This window comes from Streptomyces sp. NBC_00299, from assembly GCF_036173045.1.
GTDB lineage: Bacteria > Actinomycetota > Actinomycetes > Streptomycetales > Streptomycetaceae > Streptomyces > Streptomyces machairae.
The window spans coordinates 5489795-5513109 of the sequence record NZ_CP108039.1; the positions used below are offsets into that span (position 1 = coordinate 5489795).

General features: G+C 70.6%; 23 protein-coding genes and 1 tRNA gene. 12 read left to right on the forward strand and 12 right to left on the reverse strand.

The features are described 5' to 3' along the window. The first annotated feature begins 30 nt into the window (after positions 1–30). Positions 31–273, forward strand: coding sequence for a hypothetical protein (locus OHT51_RS24485; RefSeq protein ID WP_328881064.1), 243 nt, complete (start codon positions 31–33; stop codon positions 271–273). Between the two features lie 154 nt (positions 274–427). Here OHT51_RS24485 and OHT51_RS24490 read toward each other — a convergent pair whose 3' ends face one another. The 4 genes from OHT51_RS24490 to OHT51_RS24505 form a co-directional block, all read right to left on the reverse strand. Continuing rightward, positions 428–1174: a DUF6227 family protein gene (locus OHT51_RS24490; protein ID WP_328881065.1), complete on the reverse strand. Its 747-nt coding sequence runs from the start codon at positions 1172–1174 to the stop codon at positions 428–430. Positions 1175–1352: 178 nt separating this feature from the next. Beyond that, positions 1353–2573, reverse strand: a complete 1221-nt coding sequence (locus tag OHT51_RS24495) for a L,D-transpeptidase (protein WP_328881066.1) — start codon at positions 2571–2573, stop codon at positions 1353–1355. Positions 2574–2765: 192 nt separating this feature from the next. Next, positions 2766–3794 (reverse strand): P1 family peptidase, encoded by a 1029-nt coding sequence (locus OHT51_RS24500; protein WP_328881067.1) that lies wholly within the window; start codon positions 3792–3794, stop codon positions 2766–2768. A gap of 91 nt (positions 3795–3885) precedes the next feature. Then, complete coding sequence (locus tag OHT51_RS24505; protein WP_328881068.1) at positions 3886–5124, reverse strand: low temperature requirement protein A; 1239 nt, start codon at positions 5122–5124, stop codon at positions 3886–3888. Positions 5125–5223: 99 nt separating this feature from the next. Here OHT51_RS24505 and OHT51_RS24510 point away from each other — a divergent pair, with 99 nt between their 5' ends. Beyond that, entirely contained in the window at positions 5224–5406 is a 183-nt protein-coding gene (locus OHT51_RS24510; protein WP_328881069.1) for a hypothetical protein, read from the forward strand. Between the two features lie 4 nt (positions 5407–5410). Here OHT51_RS24510 and mscL read toward each other — a convergent pair whose 3' ends face one another. The 6 genes from mscL to OHT51_RS24540 form a co-directional block, all read right to left on the reverse strand. Next, entirely contained in the window at positions 5411–5869 is a 459-nt protein-coding gene (mscL, locus tag OHT51_RS24515; RefSeq protein WP_328881070.1) for a large conductance mechanosensitive channel protein MscL, read from the reverse strand. Positions 5870–6016: 147 nt separating this feature from the next. Then, positions 6017–6595 carry a hypothetical protein gene (locus OHT51_RS24520; protein ID WP_328881071.1) on the reverse strand — a complete coding sequence of 193 codons (579 nt, stop codon included), beginning with the start codon at positions 6593–6595 and terminating at the stop codon, positions 6017–6019. Positions 6596–6738: 143 nt separating this feature from the next. Next, the gene (locus OHT51_RS24525) at positions 6739–7581 is read right to left on the reverse strand and encodes an S-methyl-5'-thioadenosine phosphorylase (protein ID WP_328881072.1); all 843 of its coding nucleotides are present in this window, start codon (positions 7579–7581) and stop codon (positions 6739–6741) included. Between the two features lie 77 nt (positions 7582–7658). Further along, the gene (locus tag OHT51_RS24530) at positions 7659–7982 is read right to left on the reverse strand and encodes an FmdB family zinc ribbon protein (RefSeq protein ID WP_328881073.1); all 324 of its coding nucleotides are present in this window, start codon (positions 7980–7982) and stop codon (positions 7659–7661) included. A 67-nt stretch (positions 7983–8049) separates the two neighbouring features. Beyond that, positions 8050–9342 carry an MFS transporter gene (locus OHT51_RS24535; protein WP_328881074.1) on the reverse strand — a complete coding sequence of 431 codons (1293 nt, stop codon included), beginning with the start codon at positions 9340–9342 and terminating at the stop codon, positions 8050–8052. 309 nt (positions 9343–9651) lie between these two features. Next, positions 9652–11178 (reverse strand): potassium/proton antiporter, encoded by a 1527-nt coding sequence (locus tag OHT51_RS24540; RefSeq protein WP_328881075.1) that lies wholly within the window; start codon positions 11176–11178, stop codon positions 9652–9654. Between the two features lie 228 nt (positions 11179–11406). Here OHT51_RS24540 and OHT51_RS24545 point away from each other — a divergent pair, with 228 nt between their 5' ends. Next, positions 11407–14169, forward strand: coding sequence for a penicillin acylase family protein (locus tag OHT51_RS24545; RefSeq protein ID WP_328881076.1), 2763 nt, complete (start codon positions 11407–11409; stop codon positions 14167–14169). A 97-nt stretch (positions 14170–14266) separates the two neighbouring features. On the opposite strand, the gene OHT51_RS24550 is transcribed toward OHT51_RS24545, so the two are convergent. Continuing rightward, positions 14267–14887: a 5-formyltetrahydrofolate cyclo-ligase gene (locus tag OHT51_RS24550; protein ID WP_328884416.1), complete on the reverse strand. Its 621-nt coding sequence runs from the start codon at positions 14885–14887 to the stop codon at positions 14267–14269. Positions 14888–14981: 94 nt separating this feature from the next. On the opposite strand from OHT51_RS24550, the gene galU reads away from it, so the two are divergent. From galU to OHT51_RS24590, 8 genes are all read left to right on the forward strand, one after another. Then, entirely contained in the window at positions 14982–15884 is a 903-nt protein-coding gene (galU, locus tag OHT51_RS24555) for a UTP--glucose-1-phosphate uridylyltransferase GalU (RefSeq protein WP_328881077.1), read from the forward strand. A gap of 4 nt (positions 15885–15888) precedes the next feature. Continuing rightward, entirely contained in the window at positions 15889–17214 is a 1326-nt protein-coding gene (glp, locus tag OHT51_RS24560) for a molybdotransferase-like divisome protein Glp (RefSeq protein ID WP_328881078.1), read from the forward strand. An 86-nt stretch (positions 17215–17300) separates the two neighbouring features. After that, entirely contained in the window at positions 17301–17828 is a 528-nt protein-coding gene (gene moaC / locus OHT51_RS24565; RefSeq protein ID WP_328881079.1) for a cyclic pyranopterin monophosphate synthase MoaC, read from the forward strand. After that, entirely contained in the window at positions 17825–18322 is a 498-nt protein-coding gene (locus tag OHT51_RS24570) for a MogA/MoaB family molybdenum cofactor biosynthesis protein (protein ID WP_328881080.1), read from the forward strand. The genes moaC and OHT51_RS24570 overlap by 4 nt, the downstream gene beginning before the upstream one ends. A 59-nt stretch (positions 18323–18381) precedes the next feature. Then, positions 18382–19002, forward strand: a complete 621-nt coding sequence (locus OHT51_RS24575) for a GNAT family N-acetyltransferase (RefSeq protein WP_443052543.1) — start codon at positions 18382–18384, stop codon at positions 19000–19002. Between the two features lie 171 nt (positions 19003–19173). Then, positions 19174–20466 (forward strand): divisome protein SepX/GlpR, encoded by a 1293-nt coding sequence (gene sepX, locus OHT51_RS24580; protein WP_328881082.1) that lies wholly within the window; start codon positions 19174–19176, stop codon positions 20464–20466. 71 nt (positions 20467–20537) lie between these two features. Continuing rightward, a tRNA-Ala gene (locus OHT51_RS24585) sits at positions 20538–20611 on the forward strand. Between the two features lie 106 nt (positions 20612–20717). After that, the gene (locus OHT51_RS24590; protein ID WP_443052728.1) at positions 20718–21947 is read left to right on the forward strand and encodes an MFS transporter; all 1230 of its coding nucleotides are present in this window, start codon (positions 20718–20720) and stop codon (positions 21945–21947) included. Between the two features lie 4 nt (positions 21948–21951). On the opposite strand, the gene OHT51_RS24595 is transcribed toward OHT51_RS24590, so the two are convergent. Beyond that, positions 21952–22428: a GNAT family N-acetyltransferase gene (locus OHT51_RS24595; RefSeq protein WP_328881083.1), complete on the reverse strand. Its 477-nt coding sequence runs from the start codon at positions 22426–22428 to the stop codon at positions 21952–21954. Positions 22429–22505: 77 nt separating this feature from the next. Here OHT51_RS24595 and OHT51_RS24600 point away from each other — a divergent pair, with 77 nt between their 5' ends. Then, positions 22506–23309, forward strand: a complete 804-nt coding sequence (locus OHT51_RS24600) for an exodeoxyribonuclease III (protein ID WP_328881084.1) — start codon at positions 22506–22508, stop codon at positions 23307–23309. Positions 23310–23315 lie beyond the last annotated feature (6 nt).

Below are 23315 nucleotides of genomic sequence, written 5' to 3' on the forward strand. Positions count from 1 at the left end.
TGGCCCGGACCGTGTTGTCTACTGGAGCGTATGCCTGAGAACGTCTCGATCATCCAGCTGCTGGGCCCGGTCGTCCTCGCCCTGGCGGCCGTGCTGTGGGTGATGGGGCTGGCCCGCCTCCTGCGCCGCACCCGCCCCGAGGCCACCCCCGGGGCACTCCCCGGCCTCCCGCACCAGCGCCAGACCGCCCCCGCCCAGGAAGCCGTGGAACTGACCCCGGCCGAACTGGACGCCTTCGCCGGCCTGGTACGCCAACTCGACGACAGCCGCTGACCGACTGCGCCGCCTGAAGGGCCACGCCGATGGGGTGTGCGGCACCTCCGCTCGCCGCGCCTGCGGCACCTGCCGCGTTAGCGGCGCATCCACGCTCGCCGCGCGTCCGGCTCCGCTTCCGGTGCTCGCGCCGCCCCCGCGGCACCCGCACCCCCTACTGCACCTGCGCGGCCCGCCGTTCCATCGCGGCGCGTGCCGTGTCCTCGCTGGTGTACACCTCGCACATGTGACGGCCGTCGGGTGTCGCCGTGTGCTCGACCTCCCAGAGGGAGACCTCCTGCCCGTCGCGGAGCAGGAAAGCGTGCTCGTAGAGCGAGAAGCAGAGTCCGCGGCGGCCCGAGCGGCCGGGGCGGCCGAAGGCCTGGGTGATCTGGTGCGCGCACGCTGTGGTCAGCAGGGCGGCCGTGGCCGCGTCCGGCCGGTCCGGGTTCTCCGCGCGGCGCAGCAGTCGGCGCGCGTGGTCCGCCGAGTCGTCCGGCACATAGGCGTGCCGGGGCGCGGGGATCGGCGACAGCTGCACCGTCACCGGCAGTTCGAAGTCCGGCGCGTCCGGCGGCATCGGCAGCCGCCCGGTCGCGGCGCGCAGCTCCTCCTCGTCGACGTACACCTCGTGCTGAGCGGCGCGGCCCCGCGCGGTGTTGTGGACGAGCTCCCACAGTGTGAGCGCCGACCCGTCGGCGAGCAGCCAGGTGTGCCGGTACGTCTCGCGATGCAGCCCCGCGCTGTGGTGCGCGGAGTGCAGCGAGCTGTCGTGAGCCAGTGCACAGTCGAGCCGCCGTATCGTCTCGTCGGGCAGCTCGAACGAGTTCAGGGCACGGCCGAGGAGTCGCGCGAGGTGCTCCTCCGGAGACTCCGGCGACTCGGGTGGTTCGTACGCTGCCGTCTCGTACGGAACGCTCAAGGTTTCTCCCGGCGTTGCTGCATGTCACCTTGTGGGTGCATACCGTAGCCCCTCGGTCGGACATCATGTCCGGGAACCGAGAAAACGTACGTCCGGTAAAACGCGAGGGCCGCGCGAGAACTTCCCGCGCGGCCCGATGAACTGTCAAGAATCCCTGCTCGGACGGTACTTCAGTGGGTCAGGCAGCGCTGCCCGCGACCCACTCGTTCCACGACATGTTCCAGCCGTTGAGTCCGTTGTCCGGCGTCACGGTCTTGTCGGGGGAGTTCTTGACGATCACCACGTCACCGAGGATCGAGCTGTCGTAGAACCACTTGGCGGGGGTGTCCCCCTGTCCGCCCTTCATGTCCTGCAGCCCGACGCAGCCGTGGCTGGTGCCCTGGCGGCCGAAGGGCGGGTTGCCCTGGTTGTACCAGTAGTTGCCATGCAGGAAGGTCCCCGACTGCGTCAGCCGCATCGCGTTCGGCACGTCCTTGATGTCGTACGCGTTGGCGAGATCGACCGTGCGGCTGTCCATGCGGACCTTCTTGTACTTCTCCGAGATCACCATCTGCCCGTTGTAGGTGGAGAACTCCGAGCTGCCCGCCGAGATCGGCACCGACTTGACCGTCTTGCCGTCGCGCACGACCGTCATCGTCTGCTTGTTGACGTCGACCGTGGAGACCTGCGAGCGACCGATGGTGAAGGTGACCGTCTTCTTCTGGACGCCGTAGACGCCGTTCGCGCCCTCGACGCCGTCCAGGTCGACCTTCATCGTGACCTTGGAGCCGGCCTTCCAGTACTCCTCGGGCCGGAAGTCGAGCCGCTGCCCGTTGAACCAGTGCCCGACCACCTTCTGGCCGCTGCTGGAGGTGACGGAGATGTGCGACTGCACGTCCTTCTGGTTGCTGATCGCCTTGTCGAAGTTGAACGACACCGGCATGCCGACACCGACCGTGGTGCCGTCGTCGGGCGTGTACGTCCCGATGAAGCTGTTGTCCTTGGACACGGTCGTGAAGGTCGAGTCGGCCGCAGCACTGCGCCCGTCGGCGTCCTTCGCGGTGGCCGAAATCTGATATTTCGTCCCCCGCTCCAGCTGCTCCTTCGGCTTCCAGCTGACCCCGTCGGCGCCCAGGGAGCCCGGCACGGCCTGCCCGCTCCCGGCCACCGTCATCTTCACCTCGGTCAGCTCGCCGTCGCTGACCTTGACGCCGGTCGAGTTGATCGACGCCCCTGTCGAGCCGTCCTTCGCCGAGATCGCGATCTGCGCTGCGGAAGTCCTGGACGAATCACTGCCGCCCTTTCCGTCCCCGTGGTCGGCGTTGGCGCTCCCACCGCAGGCGGTGAGCGTCAGAGCGCCGATCATCAGGGCGGCACAGGCCCCCACTGCGCGCCGCGCTGCTATGTCCGGCGTAGTCACGAGATACTCCATCTTCATGCGATCTGCGGGATCCGTTCCGTTCCACGGTGGAAGAGGCCACCGCCACGGGACCGGGTTCCCCACGTGCGCCGTGAACGCCATCACGTGACACAACCGGGACAATCGCCCGCGGCGCCCGCACGGGAGGCTCCGTTACCGTTCCCCATTACCGGTCCTCATTACCCCTGCCCGTCACCGTTCCCCGTACAACTCCCCGTACGACGGCCACACTCCACCCGGCCCGTCCACCGGCACAGCCGCCCGCACGGCCCGCACGATCGCCCGCGTCAGCGTGTCCGCGCCCGCCGCGAGAAGCTCGTTCAGCGCCAGGGGCTGCCCGGCGTCCAGCGGGCGTTCCCCGGTGGCCAGCACGAACACGGTGTCCCCGTCGCTGAGCAGATGCACCGGCCGTACGGCCCGCGCGATGCCGTCGTGCGCAGTGCCGGCCAGCTTCTGCGCCTGCGCCTTCGTCAGGTCCGCGTCGGTGGCGACCACGGCGAGCGTGGTGTTGAGCGGGGGCGGCGCGTTCTTCGCCGCGATGTCGGCGAGGCTCCGGCGCGCGGCCTCGTGGACACTCTCCTCCGGGTAGTCCACGCGCCCCTGGAACAACTCCCCGTACAGGACCCCGGTTTCGGGATCCACGGCCGACCCCGCCGCGTTCGCCACCACCAGCGCGGCCACCGTGATCCCCGAGTCGAGGACGACGCTCGCGGTGCCGATCCCGCCCTTGATCGGACCCACCGTCGCCCCCGTGCCGGCGCCCACACAGCCCTCCCGCACCGGATCGCCGGGTTCGCTCGCCGCGGCCGCCTCGACCGCTGCCCGCCCTATGGCCGCGTCGGGCCTCGCCCGGAAGTCGCCGCCCCGCCCGAGATCGAAGACACAGGCGGCGGGGACCACCGGCACGACATGCGCCGGATCCACCCCGACCCGCACCCCGCGCCGCTGCTCCTCCAGCCAGGCCATCACCCCGGACGCCGCGTCCAGCCCGTACGCGCTGCCCCCCGTCAGCACGATCGCCTCGACCTTCTGCACGAGGTTGCGCGGATCGAGGGCGTCCGTCTCCTTGGTGCCGGGACCGCCGCCGCGTACGTCCACGGCGGCGACGGCCCCGCCCTCGGGCGCCAGGACGACCGTGGTGCCGGTCAGCCAACCGTCGCCGGTGCGCGTCGCATGCCCCACCCGCAGCCCGGCGACATCTGTCAGTGCGTCAACTGTCATGGGCCCAGTCTCGTCCAGCCACCGGTGCGCTCCCGTGAAGTCCGGCCAGACGGGGCCGGTGGGGCGGCCGGCGCCCGACCATCCCCACGTGTCAGGCGAGCGGCGTCTCCGCCGTCGCCCCGTACCCTCGGGCTGCCCTACGGGCCGTCAGCGTCTCCCCGGTCACCACCGCCAGCGCCGTGACGATGCCGGCCACGAGCACCGCCCAATCGCCCAGGAAGGTGCAGCAGATCACCAGCAGTGCCGCGGTCGGCAGCACCAGCTGCTGGGAGATGCCCACCTTGAAGTAACGCGAGTGCAGCACCCAGACCGTCAGGAGATAGAGCGCCGTCGGCAGGGTCACCGCGGCCGACGCGGCCAGCGTAGAGATGTGCGCCTTGCCCACGGTCTGTTCCACCGCCACCTCCAGCCCCGCGCCGATCGCGGCCGCCGACGCGAAGACCACGTAGTGGCCGTAGCCCCACAGGAACGCCTGTCTGTTGGAGCGCAGATGGCCGTGGATCGGCACCACGAAGTAGATCCACCAGGCGGCGAAGATGATCAGCAGCCCACCCGCGGCGATCGGCAGCACGTCGCCCAGCGCGTCGTTCTCGTCGATGCCGGTCTTCACCGCCACCGTGGCCGCCGCGATGGTCTCGCCGAGCACGATGATCGTGAACAGCCCGTACCGCTCGGCGATGTGATGTGGATGCCAGGACGTGGGGTGGTCCCTCTCCGCGAACGGCGGCACACACATCTCCAGGATCGCCATCACCAGGAACAGCCAGGGTCTGGCGCCCTCGGGCAGGAGCACCAGGCCCACCCAGCCGATCTGGCACAGCAGCACGCCACCGGCGTACCGCAGGGCCATTCTCCGCTCCGGGCCCTCACTCGACCTGGCCACCCGCAGCCACTGCCCCACCAGGGCCAGCCGCATGATCACATAGCCCAGCAGCACCGCCAGGTACTCGTGGTCCTCGAACGCCCGGGAGATCCCGGCCGCCAGGACCAGCACACCGGCGATCTGGATCAGGGTGACGACCCGGTAGAGGACGTCGTCGTTGTCGTAGGCGGAGGCGAACCAGGTGAAGTTCATCCAGGCCCACCAGATGGCGAAGAAGACCATCGCGTAGTCGAGGATCCCCTGGCCCGCGTGGCTCTCGGCGACCGCGTGCACCAACTGGATGCCCGCCTGGGCGATGGCCACGACGAAGCACAGGTCGAAGAAGAGCTCCAGCGGAGTGGCGACCCGGTGCTCCTCACCCCGGCCACGGGCGGTGAGCCTGCGCAGCGGGCGGCGGTGTCCGGGTGGGCGGGGAGAGCCCGACGCGGGAGTGGAACTGGACGTCATGAGGACAAGCACAGCAGATGGTGCGGGGAATTTCTCCCCTAAGGGATCACCCGTGTGCGAGGGCGGGGGTCACCGCCGCGCGGGCCGTACCCTGGACACATGAGCACCGCCTCCGCCCCCGAGCCGCGCGAACCGAAGCCCGCGCTGGTCTTCGACGACCCGCTGGACCAGCAGTCCTCGGACGACACGGACCGTGGGTGGGGCGAGCGGCCCGGTACCGGCGGCGACAGCGCGGCCGACCTGAAGCGCTTCCTCGACGAGAAGCCGCCCCACCATCTCTGAGCCCCTACTGCTGGTTGTGCCCCGAGCCGCGCTGGGCGACCAGCGCGTCGCGGATCTCCTTCAGCACCTCCAGCTCGGTCACCTCCATGACCTCCTGCGCGCCCTCCTTGGCCTTGCGGCGGGCCTCCACGCGGGCCAGGTACTTCGCCATGGGCAGGACCATCAGGAAGTAGACGACGGCCGCGGTGATCACGAAGCTGAGGGCCGCGCCGAGGACGGTCCCCCACAGGATCTGGATGCCCTGCTCGCCCTCGCACGTCGAGCTCAGGCACGAGCTGTAGTGATCGAGGTTCTTGGTGCCGATCGCTCCGACCAGCGGGTTGATGATCCCCTTCACCACCGCGTTGACGATGTTGGTGAACGCGGCGCCGATGACCACCGCTACCGCCAGATCGACGACGTTCCCGCGCATCAGGAAGGCCTTGAAGCCGTCCCAGATGCCCGGATCCTTCTTCTCGCTCACCGCGGAGCCTCTCCTCGCAGACGCAGGTTGTGGAACGAACAGCTCCGCAACCTACGTCAGGGCTGGGCCATCCTGTCCAATCAGTCCACCTGAACGAGCGACTTGACAGGGCGTTCAGCGTCATGCGCACGACATGTGCGACCCGGCTCAGCACAGTGTCACCGCCAGCCGTGCCGTAGCGCTCGCGCCCGCGAGGCGTGCCGCGGTGGAGCGCGGCACCGACAGCACGACCAGCGCCCCGCTCTCGCTCGCGGCGTCCAGCAGCTCCGGCACCTCGGTCACCCGCACCCCGCGCGCGACCACCCGGGCGTCCCCGCCCGCCACGCTCTCCTCCGCGGCGATCACGTCGATCCGGTCGCCGGGCCGCAGCAGCCGCACGGTGGCACCGTCGGAGATCCGCACCGGCGCGGACACCGTCTCGACGGCACGCGCCCTTTCCACGGCCCGATGCTGGCGGACCGGCTCAGGAGCGGGATGCCCACGAGCCCGGTCGGCCTCACCCGGGCCCGCCGCCACGAGCGCCGCCGCGGTGACCGCGAGCCCCGCCGCCACGGCCCGCCTGCGCTGCCGTACCAGACGGCGCAGCCGGTACCGCCCGCCGCGCACCCGCACCGGGGCGAAGTGCGGCACCTCGCGGCCGGCGGGCGCGTCCGTGCCCAGCGGGAGCGGAGCAGCGGGGAAGGGAGAAGGGGAGAACGGCGAACGGGACGAGGGAGCAACGGACACGTGGACCACCACCTGCGACGACGGAACGGCTTGTGAAGCCACGATGAGACATCGCGCCGCTGCCCGCCGGAGCCCGTGGACTACCGACCGGTTGTGGACAACTCCCTCGCCCGAACGAGGAGTTCCGCCCTCAGGCGGGCCCCCTACGGCAGCTCGAAGCCCGGATCCATCCCGCCCAGCGCCTTGGTGCACAGGCAGTCCCGCTCGTCGTTCGCCGGCAGCGCGGCCACCGCGTCGAACAGCACGCCCCGCAGCCGGTCCACGTTCGCCGCGAACACCTGCAGCACCTCGTCGTGGGAGACGCCCTCGCCGGTCTCGGCACCCGCGTCCAGGTCGGTGACCAGCGTCAACGAGGTGTAGCAGAGCTCCAGTTCACGGGCGAGCGCCGCCTCGGGGTGGCCGGTCATGCCCACCACCGACCAGCCCTGCGCCTGGTGCCACAGCGATTCGGCACGAGTCGAGAAGCGGGGCCCCTCCACGACGACCAGCGTGCCGCCGTCCACCGGCTCCCAGTCCCGCCCCCGCGCCGCCTTCAGCGCGGCGGCACGACCGGTGGGGCAGTAGGGGTCGGCCAGGGACACGTGCACCACGTTCGGGACGGCGCCGTCGGGCAGCGGCAGTCCGTCGAAGTACGTCCCCACCCGGGACTTCGTACGGTCGACCAGCTGGTCCGGCACGAGCAGCGTGCCCGGTCCGTACTCGGGGCGCAGTCCGCCCACCGCGCACGGGCCGAGCACCTGGCGCGCGCCGAGCGAGCGCAGCGCCCACAGGTTGGCCCGGTAGTTGATCCGGTGCGGCGGCAGATGGTGGCCGCGTCCGTGCCGGGGCAGGAAGGCGACCCGCCGGCCGGCGATCTCGCCGAGGAAGAGGGAGTCGCTGGGTGGCCCGTACGGGGTGTCCACCTGTATCTCGGTCACGTCGTCGAGGAACGAGTAGAAGCCGGAGCCGCCGATCACGCCGAGTTCCACGTTCGCCTTGTTCGCCATGCCCGCACCCTAACCGCACCCGCAAAAGCCGAGGACCCCGTCGTCGGATGACGACAGGGTCCCGTAAGGAATGAGTCCTACGCGGCGGAGCTGCTGGAGGAGGTGCCGGCGCTCGACGGCTTCGAGTCCGAGGAGGACGAAGACGACGAGGAGGAGGACGAGGACGAGTCGGACGAGGAGGACGTCGACGACTTCGACGACGCCGGCGCGCTGCTCGACGAGGAGCCGCGGCTGTCGTTCCGGTAGAAGCCGGATCCCTTGAAGACGATGCCGACCGCGGAGAACACCTTCTTGAGGCGGCCCTGGCAGTCGGGGCACTCGGTCAGGGCGTCGTCGGTGAACTTCTGCACCGCTTCGAGACCCTCGCCGCACTCGGTGCACTGGTACTGATAGGTGGGCACTGTCTTCCTCCTGGCACTCTCACTCGATGAGTGCTAACGACGGTCCATAGTGACGTATTCCAGCCGCTCAGTCCACTGCCACCGGCACGCGGTGACCCACGCCACGTGCGACCGTGCGGCTGCCGGACCGTGTCTCGAGCCGGGAGCGCAGTGCCACCAGGGTCGCCAGGGCCAGCAGGGTGCCGCCCATCGGCACCAGGAACCCGGCGCCGCCCCAGAAGCGGTCCTCCAGCTGACCGGCGACGGTCACGGCGGCGGCCTGGCCCAGCGCGACCGCACCCGTGAGCCAGGTGAAGGCCTCGGTGCGGGCGCCGGCCGGGACCAGGCTCTCGACCAGCGTGTAGCCGGTGATCAGCGCGGGTGCGATGCACATGCCGACGAGCAGACCGAGGCCGGCCAGGACCAGCACCGAGTGGGCGGCCCACAGGCCGGACGCGGTGAGCGCCAGGGCGGCGTATCCGACGAGGAGGCGGCGCTGCGGGGCCACCTTCCAGGCGATGGCTCCGCAGGCGAGGCCGGAGAGCATGTTGCCCGCGGCGAAGGTGCCGTACAGGACGCCGTTCAGGCCGGGCTCGCCGATCGACTCGGAGAAGGCGGCCAGCGAGACCTGCATGCCGCCGAAGACGGAGCCGATGCCGAGGAAGGTCACGATCAGCACGCGCACGCCGGGGATGCGCAGCGCGGAAGCGTGCTCCACGCGCGTGTGTCCGGCGGCGGCGACCGAGGGCTGCGTGCTCTTCTGCGCCGCGAACAGCAGGCCGCCGAGCAGCGTGAGTGAGGCCTCCGTGATCAGGCCCGCGGCCGGGTCGACGGCGGTGCACAGGGCGGTGGCCAGCAGCGGGCCGACGACGAAGGTCAGCTCGTCGGTGACCGACTCGAAAGCGGCGGCCGTCGTCATCAGGGGGGAGCCCTGGAGCTTCACGCCCCAGCGGGCCCGCACCATGGGCCCGACCTGCGGCACCGAGGCACCGGTGGGCACGGCGGCGACGAACAGGGCCCACAGGGGCGCGTCGGTCAGGGCGAGCGTCGTCAGGGTCAGGCCGGACAGGGTGTGCAGCAGGACGCCGGGGATCAGGACGGTGCGCTGGCCGTAGCGGTCGGCGAGGCGGCCGCTGTAGGGCGCGAACAGTGCCATGGAGACACCGGTGACGGCAGCGGCGGCGCCCGCCGCACCGTACGAACCCGTGGTGTGCTGCACGAGCAGCACGATGGAGATGGTCAGCATCGCGAAGGGCTGGCGTGCCGCGAAGCCGGGGAGCAGGAACGTCCAGGCGCCGCGGGTGCGCAGCAGCTGTCCGTATCCCGGGCGGGAGGAGGCGGGCGCGTCCTTCGACGGCTCGGTGGTGACCGTGGATGCCACGGCCCGTGCCTTTCTGCCACCTGGTAGCGCGGCCCCTACGGGTGGGGGGCGGCGCCGAGAGCTGTCCTCTTGCGCGGAACTGCGGTAGATGCCGGAACCCACTTGAGGAAGGACGTCCGGCCGCCATACGGTCGCGCCAGCTCTGCGTCAGGCAGAGTTGGTTCGATCTGGGTGCTCCTGCATAGTACAGGGGAAAGCGGCTGTTGATCCTGTGAAAATGAGCACTACGTAGCGCTCCACCTGCGATTGGGCAGGCCCTCTCCGGCCGTGCCTCAGGTCGCCCCTCAGGTCGCCCCTCGGGCCGCCCCCTCAGGTCGTCCCGTTCGTCCCCAGCCACCCGGCCAGCTTGCCCCCGGCGCCCACGGCGCGCAGTCGGCGCTCGGCGGCGTCCCGTACCGGGTCCGTGGCGACGACCAGCAGTTCGTCCCCGTGCCGCAGCACCGTGGTCGGCAGCGGAACGAACGATTTTGCGTCGCGGACGACGAGGGTGACGGCGGCCCCGGCGGGCAGCCGCAGCTCGTTGATCTCGACGCCGTGCATCTTCGAGCCGTCGGGGATCACGAAGGACAGCAGGTGCCCGCGCAGCCGCTCGAGCGGCGCCGACTCGATCCCGAGGTCGTCGGCCTCGGGGCCCCGGCTCAGGTGCAGCTTGCGGGCCAGCCAGGGCAGGGTCGGACCCTGCACCAGGGTGTAGACGACGACCAGGACGAAGACGATGTTGAAGATGCGGCGGCTGTCCTCGACGCCGGCGACCATGGGGATCGTCGCCAGGATGATGGGCACGGCGCCGCGCAGCCCGGCCCAGGACATCAGGGCCTGCTCCCGCCAGGCGACGCCGAAGGGTGTCAGGCACAGGACGACGCTCAGCGGGCGGGCCACCATGGTCAGCGCCAGCCCGATGACGAGCGCGGGCAGGATGTCGTCGCCCAGCTCGTGCGGGGTGACCAGGAGGCCGAGCAGGACGAACATGCCGATCTGCGCGATCCAGCCGACCCCGTCGGCGAACCCGCGCGTGGCCGGCCAGTGCGGCAGTCTCGCGTTGCCCATCACCATGGAGGCGAGATAGACGGCGAGGAACCCGCTGCCGTGCGCCATGGCGCCGGCCGCGTAGGCGGCGACGGCGATGGCCATGACGGCGATCGGGTAGAGACCGGAGGCCGGCAGAGCCACGTGCCGCAGGCCCCACGAGCCCAGCCACCCCACCGCGAGGCCGATGGCGGCGCCGATGGCCAGCTCCAGCAATATGTCGCCCAGCAGTACGTACGAGGGCTCGATCGGACCGTGCGTGGAGAAGGCGACCACCAGGATGACCACGGGGGCGTCGTTGAAGCCGGACTCGGCCTCCAGGGTGCCGGTCACGCGCGAGGGCAGAGGAATCCGCCGTAGCACCGAGAAGACCGCGGCGGCGTCGGTCGAGGAGACGACCGCCCCGATGATCAGCGCCTGCCGCCACTCCAGCCCGACCAGGTAGTGCGCGGCCGCCGCCGTGACCCCGACGCTCACCGTGACCCCGGCCAGTGCCAGCGCGGTGGCGGCCGGAAGGGCCGGCTTGATCTCTTTCCACTTCGTGCCCAGACCGCCTTCGGCCAGGATCACGACCAGCGCCGCGTACCCGATGACCTGGGTCAGCTCGGCGTCGTTGAAGCTGATGCCGCCGATCCCGTCCTGGCCCATGAGGACGCCGATCCCCAGGTATACGAGCAGGCTGGGGAGCCCGCTGCGCGAGGAGATCCGGACCGCGGCGACGGCGACGAGCAGGACTAGCGAGCAGACGAGCAGGAGCTGGTTGAGGTCGTGGACAGTCAGCGGCCGTTCCCTTCCCTGGCCCGCACGCACGCGCGCGCGGGCTCATGTACATAGGACACGAAGTGGCGGTTCTCCGCACCCAACTACTTCGTTACCTTACCTAACTCTTGACGATTTCTTGACACTCGGGCAGGCATGATCGAACGTCCGTCCGCGCTGGTTCCCCACTCCGCGTCAAGGTGGAGCGGGCCCTGCGCCTATGGTTGCTCCAGCACTCCAGGACCGCCTGCCGCTCGCGTTAGGACAGCAAGGACAGCGATGCCCCCCAACACCACCGCCTCCACGGGTCAGCAGCCCGGCAAGTCCGGCAGGAAGAAGGGGCGCAGAGCCCGCTTGTTCGTCATCGTGCTGGTCCTGGCCGTCGTGGCGGGCGTCACCGGCGGGGCGTACTGGTCCATCAGCACCGTGCGCGCCTCCTTCCCGCAGACCAAGGGGTCGATAACGCTCGACGGGCTGTCCGGGCCCGTCGACGTGAAGCGCGACGGTTACGGCATCCCGCAGATCTACGCCTCCTCCGACGAGGACCTGTTCATGGCACAGGGCTTCGTCCAGGCGCAGGACCGGTTCTACGAGATGGACGTGCGCCGCCACATGACCTCCGGGCGCCTGTCGGAGATGTTCGGCAAGAGCCAGGTCGACAACGACGAGTTCCTGCGCACCCTGGGCTGGAACCGCGTGGCCGAGGAGGAGTACGAGAAGACGCTGTCCCCCTCCACCAAGAAGTACCTCCAGGCGTACGCCAAGGGAGTCAACGCCTACCTGGACGGCAAGGCCAACAAGGACATCTCCCTCGAGTACGCGGCCCTCGGGTTCGCCAACGACTACAAGCCGCAGAAGTGGACCCCGGTCGACTCGATCGCCTGGCTGAAGGCGATGGCCTGGGACCTGCGCGGCAACATGCAGGACGAGATCGACCGCGCCCTGATGACCAGCCGCCTGGGCCCCAAGGAGATCCAGGACCTCTACCCGGGCTACCCCTACGGCCGGAACAAGACGATCGTCCAGGCGGGCCAGTACGACGAGGTCACCAAGACCTTCGAGCAGGGCTCCACGGCCGGCGCGGGCTCCTCCGCCGACAGCTCCACGAGCGGCACGGGCACGGCCGCCGGCTCGGACGGCGCCGGCCTGCAGAGCCAGCTGTCGGGCCTCCAGGACGCCCTGGACGATCTGCCGACCGCCGTCGGCGTGAACGGCAACGGCATCGGCTCCAACTCCTGGGTGGTCGGCGGGAAGTACACCATCACCGGCAAGCCGCTGCTGGCCAACGACCCGCACCTGTCGGCCTCGCTGCCGTCCGTCTGGTACCAGATGGGCCTGCACTGCCGCTCGGTCTCCAGCAAGTGCCAGTACGACGCCAGCGGCTACACCTTCGCGGGCATGCCCGGCGTGGTCATCGGCCACAACCAGAACATCTCCTGGGGCATGACGAACTCCGGTGTCGACGTCACTGACCTCTACCTGGAGAAGCTCTCCGGCGACGGTTACCTGTACGACGGCAAGACGCGCCCGTTCACCAAGCGCGAGGAGACCATCAAGGTCGCCGGCGGTGCCCCCAAGAAGATCGTCGTCCGCGAGACCGGCAACGGACCGCTGCTGTCCGACCGCAGCAGCGAGCTGGTGAAGGTCGGCAAGAAGGCCACCGTCGACACCGCCGCCCCCGACCGCGGCGACGGCTACGGCATCTCGCTGCGCTGGACCGCGCTCCAGGCGGGCACCACCATGGACGCCGTCTTCGCCATGGACAAGGCGAAGAACTGGAACGACTTCCGCGCCGCGGGCGCCCTGTTCGACGTGCCCTCGCAGAACCTGATCTACGCCGACACCGAGGGCAACATCGGCTACACGCTGCCCGGCAAGATCCCCACCCGCCCGCAGGGCTACGACGGCTCCGTCCCGGCGCCCGGCTGGGACTCCAAGTCCCGCTGGACCGGCTACATCGACGACGACGAGCTGCCGTACGAGTACAACCCGTCCCGCGGCTACATCGTCACCGCCAACCAGGCGGTGGTCGACAAGGCCAAGTACCCCTACACGCTCACCACGGACTGGGGCTACGGCGCCCGCAGCCAGCGCATCACCGACCTGATCCAGTCGAAGATCGACGACGGCGGCAAGATCTCCACCGAAGACATGCGCCAGATGCAGCTCGACAACAGCAGCGAGATCGCCAAGCTGCTGGTGCCCAAGCTGCTGAAGATCGACATCGACGACAAGAACGTCCGGGACGCGCAGGAGCTCCTGGAGGGCTGGGACTACACGCAGGACGCCGACTCGGCGGCCGCCGCCTACTTCAACTCGGTCTGGCGCAACATCCTCAAGCTCGCCTTCGGCAACAAGCTGCCCAAGGAGCTGCGGGTCAAGGGCCAGTGCCTGTGGGTCGACCCGGTCAACACCACCGGCCCCGCGGACGCGACGGAGAAGGTCCGCGAGTGCGGTGAGCGCGACGCCGACCAGGCGCAGCCGGACGGCGGCGACCGCTGGTTCGAGGTCGTGCGCAGCCTCATGGACGACGAGAAGAGCGACTGGTGGACGACGCCGAAGAACGGCACCCGCCCCGCGGCCACCGACCGTGACGGCCTGTTCGAGCGCGCCATGATCGACGCCCGCTGGGAGCTGACCGCCAAGCTCGGCAAGGACATCGACACCTGGAGCTGGGGCCGGCTGCACCGCCTGTTCCTGAAGAACCAGACCCTCGGCACCGACGGCCCCGGGTTCCTCCAGTACGCCCTCAACCGCGGCCCCTGGAAGCTCAGCGGCGGCGAGGCCACGGTCAACGCCAGCGGCTGGAACGCGGCCGGCGGCTACGGCGTGGTCTGGGTGCCTTCGATGCGGATGGTGGTCAACCTCGGCGACCTCGACAAGTCGAAGTGGATCAACCTCACCGGCGCCTCCGGGCACGCCTACAACGCCCACTACACCGACCAGACGGACAAGTGGGCCGACGGCGAACTGCTCGACTGGTCCTTCTCGAACGACGCCGTCGACGAGAGCACGAGCGACACCCTGGTGCTCAAGCCGTGACCCGCTGACGGCGCACAGCCGAAGGCGAACGCCGAAAGGGCCCTCCACGCACGCGTGGAGGGCCCTTCGCCTGTGCGGCACCGCGGCCCCAAAGGACTCAGGCCGCGCGGAACCTCCGCACCCCCGACGGCGTCACCACCGCGTCCACCGGACGATCGTGCGGCTCCGCGGGGACGTGCTCGACGACCTCGGAGTCGTACAGCAGCACCACGCGCGCGGGATGCGCCCCCGCGCCTTCGAGGCGGGCCAGGACGCGGTCGTACGACCCACCCCCGCGCCCCAGACGCATCCCGCGCGCGTCGACCGCAAGGCCCGGCAGCAGCACGACGTCGGCGCCGGTCACGGCGTCCGGGCCGAGGCGTTCGCCGGCGGGCTCGAAGAGGGCCATCTTCCCGCTGTGTTGGACGCGGGCGAGGGAGTCCTCCCCCAAGTAGGCACCCCAGTCGAGGTCGTTGTCGGGCAGAAGGGCGGGGAGCAGGACGCGTACGCCCCGGGCGTGCAGCGCGTCGAGCAGCGCGAGCGTGCCGGGTTCACTCCCCACGGAGACGTACGCAGCCACCACGCGCGCGTGCGCCAACTCGGGCAGCTCCAGCGCCCGAACCGCCAGCGCGGCCGCGGTTTCCCGCAGGTCATCGGCCGTCAACCTGTTTCTCACCGAGATGAATTCTCGCCGCAACGTTCGCTTGTCAGTCTCGGCCGGACGTCCGGAGTGAGTCACTGGTCGCACCCGTACCCTTCCTAATGCGCTCATATGAGAGTGAATTAACCGGAGCCTCAGATTCACTGCAAAGGCACCGGATATGGTGTCGGGCATGACTCAGTCGCACCCTCGGATCAGCAAGGCTGTCATCCCCGCAGCGGGCCTAGGTACCCGCTTCCTGCCGGCCACCAAAGCCACTCCCAAGGAGATGCTGCCGGTCGTCGACAAGCCGGCGATCCAGTACGTGGTCGAAGAGGCCGTATCGGCAGGCCTCGACGACGTCCTCATGATCACGGGCCGCAACAAGCGCCCGCTGGAGGACCACTTCGACCGCAACTACGAGCTGGAGTCCGCTCTTCAGAAGAAGGGTGACGCCGGCCGGCTCGCCAAGGTGCAGGAGTCGAGCGACCTCGCGACGATGCACTACGTCCGCCAGGGCGACCCCAAGGGCCTCGGTCACGCCGTCCTGTGCGCCGCTCCGCACGTCGGCCACGAGCCCTTCGCCGTCCTCCTCGGCGACGACCTGATCGACCCGCGCGACCCGCTGCTCAAGCGGATGGTCGAGGTGCAGGAGCAGCACGGCGGCAGCGTCATCGCGCTGATGGAGGTCGCGCCCGAGCAGATCCACCTCTACGGCTGTGCGGCCGTGGACCCCACCGACGACGGCGACGTGGTCAAGGTGCACGACCTCGTCGAGAAGCCGGCCGCGGCGGACGCCCCGTCCAACTACGCGATCATCGGCCGCTACGTCCTCGACCCGGCCATCTTCGACATACTGCGCAAGACCGAGCCGGGTCGCGGGGGTGAGATCCAGCTCACCGACGCCCTCCAGCAGCTCTCGCAGGACGAGAAGGTCGGCGGCCCGGTGCACGGCGTCGTCTTCAAGGGCCGCCGCTATGACACCGGCGACCGTGGCGACTACCTGCGTGCCATTGTCAGACTCGCATGCGAACGTGAAGACCTGGGCCCGGACTTCCGGACCTGGCTTCGCAGTTACGTAGCCGAGGAGATGTAGCGAGTTGAGCACCGCCGCCGCGCCCCGCCCCGCCGGCCAGGACCACCTCTGGTCGGTGGACGAACACCTGGAGGACATCCTCGCGACCGTCCGCCCCCTCGAACCCATCGAGCTGCAACTGCTCGACGCCCAGGGCTGTGTCCTGGTCGACGACGTCACGGTGCCGGTCTCCCTGCCACCGTTCGACAACAGCTCCATGGACGGGTACGCGGTGCGGGTCGCGGATGTCGCGGGCGCGAGCGAGGAGTTCCCGGCGGTCCTGGAGGTCGTCGGGGACGTCGCGGCGGGCCAGGCCGACCTGCTCCACGTGGGCCCCGGCCAGGCCGCCCGCATCATGACCGGCGCCCCGCTGCCGCCCGGCGCCGAGACGGTCGTTCCCGTGGAGTGGACCGACGGCGGCCTCGGCGAGGGCCCGGTGACCGGCATGCGCGCCCGCAGCCTCGCCCCTGAGGGCGCCCGGGGCCAGGTGCACATCCACCGGCCGGCCGAGGCACGTGCGCATGTGCGCGCGAAGGGCAGCGACGTCAAGGCGGGCGACCGCGCGCTCGAAGCGGGCACGGTCCTCGGACCGCCCCAGATCGCCCTGCTCGCCGCGATCGGACGCGGCACGGTGCGCGTGCGCCCCCGCCCGCGCGTGGTCGTCATGTCCACCGGCAGCGAACTCGTCCAGCCCGACGAGGCACTGGGCAGCGGCCAGATCTACGACTCCAACAGCTTCGCCCTCACCGCCGCGGCCCGCGACGCCGGCGCCATCGCCTACCGCGTGGGCGCCGTCGCCGACGACGCCGAGACCCTCCGGTCCACCGTCGAGGACCAGCTCGTGCGCGCCGACCTCATGGTCACCACCGGCGGCGTGAGCGTCGGGGCGTACGACGTCGTCAAGGAGGCGCTGTCGCACGTCGGCGACGAGGACGAGGCCGGCAGCGGCATCGACTTCCGCAAGCTCGCCATGCAGCCCGGCAAGCCCCAGGGCTTCGGCTCCATCGGCCCCGACCACACCCCGCTGCTCGCGCTCCCGGGCAACCCGGTGTCGTCGTACGTCTCCTTCGAGCTGTTCGTGCGCCCCGCGATCCGCACCCTGATGGGCCTGGAGGACGTCCACCGGCCGCGGATGACGGCGACCCTTGCCGCGGACAAGGCGCTGAGCTCTCCCAAGGGGCGCAGACAGTTTTTGCGCGGGACGTACGCCGACGGCGAGGTGCGGCCGGTCGGCGGCGCCGGATCCCATCTGATCGCCGCCCTCGCGCACGCCGACGCGCTGATCGTCGTCCCGGAGGACGTGGAGAGCGTCGAGCCCGGCACCGAGGTCGAGATGGTCCTGCTCCGCTGAGGGGCCCCGGCCCGCGATACCGTGTCGCGCACAGCAGGCCCGTGCGCCGCACCGCGACGGGCCCGGACCGGGAGCGCCACACGATCATGACTGTGCCTTCCCGGGGGGAGACCCCCGGACCCCATGAGCACGACCGACCCACGCAGCAGCGGCTGACGCACATCGACGAGGCGGGCGCGGCCCGCATGGTCGACGTCTCCGGGAAGGACGTGACCGCGCGCACGGCTCGCGCCAGCGGACGCGTCCTCGTCTCGCCCCGCGTGGTCGAGCTGCTGCGCGGCGAGGGGGTACCCAAGGGCGACGCCCTCGCCACCGCGCGTATCGCGGGCATCATGGGCGCCAAGCGCACACCGGACCTGATCCCGCTGTGCCACCCGTTGTCGGTGTCCGGTGTGAAACTGGATCTGTCGGTCGCGGACGACGCGGTGGAGATCCTGGCCACCGTGAAGACGACGGACCGCACGGGCGTCGAGATGGAGGCCCTCACCGCGGTCTCCGTCGCCGCGCTCACCGTGATCGACATGGTGAAGGCGGTCGACAAGGGAGCGGTCATCACGGACGTACGGGTGGAGGAGAAGACGGGCGGCAAGTCGGGCGACTGGAGCCGGGCATGAGGTATCGCGCTCTTGTGGTCACCGCCTCCAACCGGGCTGCCGCCGGGGTCTACGAGGACAAGGGCGGCCCGCTGATCGCCGAGGGCCTGAAGGGCTTCGGCTTCGAGGTCGAGGGGCCGCAGATCGTGCCCGACGGGGACCCGGTGGAGGCAGCCCTGCGCGCCGGAGTCGACGCCGGGTACGACGTCATCGTGACCACCGGCGGCACCGGCATCTCGCCGACCGACCGCACTCCCGAGGCGACCCGCGCCCTCCTCGACTTCGAGGTGCCGGGCATCGCCGAGGCGATCAGGGCGTTCGGACGGGACAAGGTGCCCACGGCGGCACTGTCCCGGGGGCTCGCCGGAGTCGCCGGACGCACACTGATCATCAACCTGCCCGGCTCCAGCGGCGGGGTGAAGGACGGACTGGCGGTCCTCGAACCCCTGCTGACCCACGCCGTCGACCAGATCCGCGGCGGCGACCACCCCAGACCCAGCGGGGGTGCGAGCTGAACAGCCCATCCTGGCCCGTCGTGCTGAGGGACGGCGATGTCGTCCTGAGGCCGATAAAGATGCGCGACCAACGGGCCTGGCGCGAGGTCAACCGGCGCAACCGGGACTGGCTGCGGCCCTGGGAGGCGACCATTCCGCCGCCCACGCCCAGCGGACCGATCACGCACCGGCCGACCTACCGCCAGATGGTCCGGCATCTGCGGTCCGAGGCGCACTCGGGCCGGATGCTGCCATTCGTCATCGAGTACCAGGGGCGGCTGGTGGGGCAGTTGACGGTCGCCGGCATCACCTGGGGCTCGATGTGTTCGGGACACGTCGGCTACTGGGTGGACGAGGCGGTGGCGGGCCGCGGGGTCATGCCGACCGCTGTGGCGCTCGTGGTGGACCACTGTTTCCGCACCGTTGGTCTGCACCGCATCGAGGTCTGCATTCGCCCCGAGAACGGGCCCAGCCGCCGGGTCGTCGAGAAACTCGGATTCCGCGAGGAGGGGCTCCGTCCGCGCTATCTCCACATCGACGGAGCCTGGCGCGACCATCTCGTCTTCGCGCTCACGTCGGAAGAGGTCCCGGAGGGGTTGCTCGGACGCTGGCACAGGGCGCGCTCGCAGAAGCAATCGCAGTCGAACCCGCAGGACACCCGCCAGAACAGTCAGGGGAATCCCGCGTGGCCCGGAAATTGAATAAGTGTTCGAAATTGATCGCCGGATGACCGGCTCAGGGCATTAAATTCGCGCCTCGGCGGGCTGCTGATCGCATCGGTCACAAAAAAAGTTCGAAATATCAGCCAGATCGTGCGACACACCGGCTCAATTGGCGGATGGCCTCACGCAAACCCCTCTACCGTGTGAGACGTGAGCAGCAGCGGCCTCATCTACGCAGTCATTGTCGGGGCCTGGGCCGCCTACTTGGTGCCGATGTGGCTCCGTAGGCAGGACGAGCTGAACGAGGCCCGTCCGACGGAACGCTTCAGCACAGCCATCCGGTTGCTGTCCGGACGGGCGGGGATGGAGCGCCGGTACGCCAAGGACCTGCGCGCGCGCTCCACCGAGGAGGGGGAGCACAGCGCCGATGACCCGGGCGACGTCACCGAGTCGGTGGACGTCCGGGCCTTCGCCGTGCCACCGACCCGTCCGCAGACCCAGGCTGCGGTACAGGCACAGGCACCGGCGCGCCCGGAGCCGGCGCGGGAATCCGCGCGGGAACCCATGCGAGAACAGGGGGGCAAACCGGCACCCGAACACGGGTCAAGGCAGGCCCCCGAACGCACGGGCGCGCCCACGGCCGAAGCGGGCTCCGGCCCGGCGGCCAAGGCACGCAAGCGAGTGCCCGCCGCACGGCGGGCGCCCTCGGCCTCGGAGGAGGCGGCAGCAGCGCGGGCCCGGCGCCTCAAGGTGCTCGCGCGCCGTCGGCGTACCACCGTCGTCCTCTTCCTCGCCTTCACCCTCGGCGCGATCGTCGCCGCGGTCGGCGGGCTCGCGTTCCTGTGGGCGCCCGGCGTTCCCGCCGTCATGCTCAGTGGGTACATCGCGTATCTGCGCTCCCAGGAGCGGCGCCGCTTCGCCTACCAGATGGACCGGCGCCGCGCAGAGATCGCCGCGCAGCGGCTCCGCGAGCATGCGCGCCAGTCGCGCCGACGCGGCCCCGCCGACGCCGGTGCCGGCCTCGACGAGTCCGACGAGGGGCCCGAACCAGGTACCGACCCCGGGCTCTCCGCCCTCGCCGCGGACCGGCGCGCCCTCGTCGAGCAGACCGACCACGCCGAGTGGGTCGACCAGCAGCGCGAGCGGCAGCGCAGGCCCGGCCACGGCGACAGCTGGGACCCGGTACCGGTGCCCCTGCCGACGTACGTGACCGCGCCGGTCGCGCCTCGGGCCACCTCCGACGTGGACCTCGGCGCGCCGGACGCCTGGAGCTCGGCACGGTCGAGCCCCGTCGGCCGGGACCGGGAGGCGGCCGAGGCCGCGGACGGGCCCGGGCGGGACGCCGAGCCGGGCGACGCGGGCCGCGAGGAGGAGAAAGCCGAGGGGGGCGGTCGCAGCGACGCGCGCCGGGCCGCCTCCGCCCGCCGGGCGCGTGAGCGGGGCCGTACGCCGCTGTTCGACCAGTTCGAGGACGGCGAGCGGCCGCGCGCCGCGAACGAGTAGCCGCCCTCGTCCGGCCAGGTAACGGATTTCCAAGCACCCCGATCGGGGTGCTAAAGTTTCACTCGTTGCAAGGGCCTGTGGCGCAGTCCGGTAGCGCACCTCGTTCGCATCGAGGGGGCCAGGGGTTCAAATCCCCTCAGGTCCACCGCAACAACTTTCCAAGGAGACTTGGGTAGTTGAAAGATCCCGTCCGATCGGTTGATCGGGCGGGATCTTTGCTGTTCCCAAGGAGTCACGTCTTGAGGGGGACTGTGCAGAAGGCCACCGCGGAGTTACCGGCGAGGCGCGTGACGCCGCTGCGAGACGCACGCTTCCTGCGGTTCGTGACCGCCAGTCTCATCTCGGCCACCGGGTCCGCGATGGCACCCCTCGCGCTCGCCTACTCCGTGATCGAGCAGGGCGGTGGCGCCGGCGACCTCGGTGTGGTGCTCGCCACGAACACCGTGCCCACCATCGTCTTCCTTCTCGTGGGCGGAGTGCTCGCGGACCGCGTCTCCCGGAGCAGGCTGCTCTTCCTCGGCAACCTGCTGGCGGCCGCCGCTCAGGGGGCGCTGGCCGTGACGGTCGCCATCGGGCAGGCCACGACCACCTCCATCGCGGTGTGCGGCTTCGTCTCGGGGACGGCCATGGCCTTCACCGTGCCCGCCACCCAGGGCGCCGTGCCCCAGATCGTGCCGCCGGAGCAGTTGCAGCAGGCCAACGCCCTGCTCAGACTGCCGATCAACGCCGTCAAAGTGCTCGGGCCCGCCATCGGCGGAGTCGTCGTCGCGGCCGGCGGCCCGGCCTGGGCGCTGGCCTGGGACGCGCTCACCTTCGCCGTGGCCGCCGTCCTGCTGCTCGGGCTGCGCCTGGGCGCGCCCGTCACCGTCACCAGCGCGCTGAGTGACCTGCGGGAGGGCTGGACCGGCTTCTGGTCGCGGACCTGGCTGTGGACCTACACGGTCGCCGGGGCCGTCCTCGTCGCCGCCTGGCTGGCCGGGTTCCAGTTGCTGGGGCCGGTCGTCGCGGCGGAACAGTACGCGGGGGCGCGTGACTGGGGGCTCGTGGCGGCCGCGTTCTCCGCGGGACTGCTGGTCGGGACCGTGGTGTGCCTGCGCTGGCGGCCGTACCGGCTGATGGTCGTGGCGGTCGCGGCAGGTGCGCCGCTCGCCGGGCCGTTGCTCGTCATGGCGTGGGGACTGCCGCTGCCCTGGCTGCTGTTGGCCGCCCTGCTCGCGGGGGTCGCGTTGGACGTGGCGATCGTCGCGTGGACAACCGCCTTCCAGCAGCATGTGCCGCAGGGCGAGTTGGGTCGCATGAGCGCGTTCAACAGCGTCGGGGAGCGGCTGGCCATTCCGCTCGGCTACCTGCTCACCGCGCTCGCCGCCGGCAGCTGGGACAACCGGACGGTGCTGATGGTGTGCGCCGGGCTCGTCGTCGCCGCCACCGTCCTCAACCTCTGTGTGCGGGACCTCTACCGCGTCAACGCCGCACGGAACTGACCGCTCACAGCGCCTTCGCGTAACACAGACTCAGATCGTGGAAGCGGTAGTAGCCGAACTTCCCGCACGGCTCGTAGCCGCTGGACGTGTACAGCGCCACCGCCTCCGGCTGCTTCGCCCCGGTCTCCAGCACCATGCGGGTGCGGCCCGCCGCCCGCGCGTCGTCCTCCAGCGCGGCAAGGATGCGTCTCGCCAGGCCGCGCCCGCGCATCTGCTCGATGACGTACATCCGCTTGAGCTCGGCGTCCCCGTCCTCGTTGCCCTCGCCGTTCTCGTCCTGGGCCCGCCAGCCGCCGGACGCGACGGGGGTGCCGAGCGCGTCGTACGCGATCAGGTACAGGCCGTTCGGCGGCCTGAAGTCCGCCGTGTCCAGGGGCGTGGCGTCGCCGTCGTCGCCGTAGCGGACGCCGTACTCGGCCTGCACCTGGTCGTTGAGCTTGACGGCGTCGGGGTGGTCGAAAGGGACCGGGTGTATATACATGCTAGATACCGTATATCAATTCAAGATCAAGAGGTTCCAGAATCGGACACCGTCCAGTGTGCCGGTAAGGTGCCCGAGTGCTCACTGTGACCTCTGTGAATGTGAACGGGCTGCGGGCCGCCGCGAAGAAGGGCTTCGTGGAGTGGCTCGCCGGCACCGAGGCCGACGTGCTGTGCCTTCAGGAGGTGCGCGCGGAGCCGCAGCAGCTGCCCGAGGGCGTCCGCGCGCCCGACGGCTGGCACGTCGTGCACGCGCCGGCCGCCGCCAAGGGCCGCGCCGGCGTCTCCCTCTACACCCGCCGCGAGCCCGACCGGATCCAGGTCGGCTTCGGGTCGAGTGAGTTCGACGACAGCGGGCGTTACGTCGAGGCCGACCTGCCGGGTATGACGGTCGCCTCGCTCTACCTCCCCTCCGGCGAGGTGGGTACCGAGCGGCAGGACGAGAAGGTCCGCTTCATGGGCGAATTCCTCGCCTACCTGAAGGCCCTGCGCGAGCGCGCCGCCGCCGACGGCCGCGAGGTCCTGGTCTGCGGCGACTGGAATATCGCCCACCGGCAGGCCGACCTGAAGAACTGGCGCGGCAACACCAAGAACTCCGGGTTCCTGCCGGAGGAGCGGGAGTGGCTGACCGAGGTGTTCGCGCCGGGCGCCGCGGGCTATGTCGACGTCGTGCGGTCGCTGCATCCGGATGTGGAGGGGCCGTACTCGTGGTGGTCGTACCGCGGGCGCGCCTTTGACAACGACACGGGATGGCGCATCGACTACCAGGTCGCGACGCCGGGGCTCGCCGACAGGGCGCTCAAGGGGTACGTCGAGCGCGCGACGACGCATGCCGAGCGGTGGTCGGACCACGCGCCGGTGACGGTGGTCTACGGCCGCTAGTCCGGT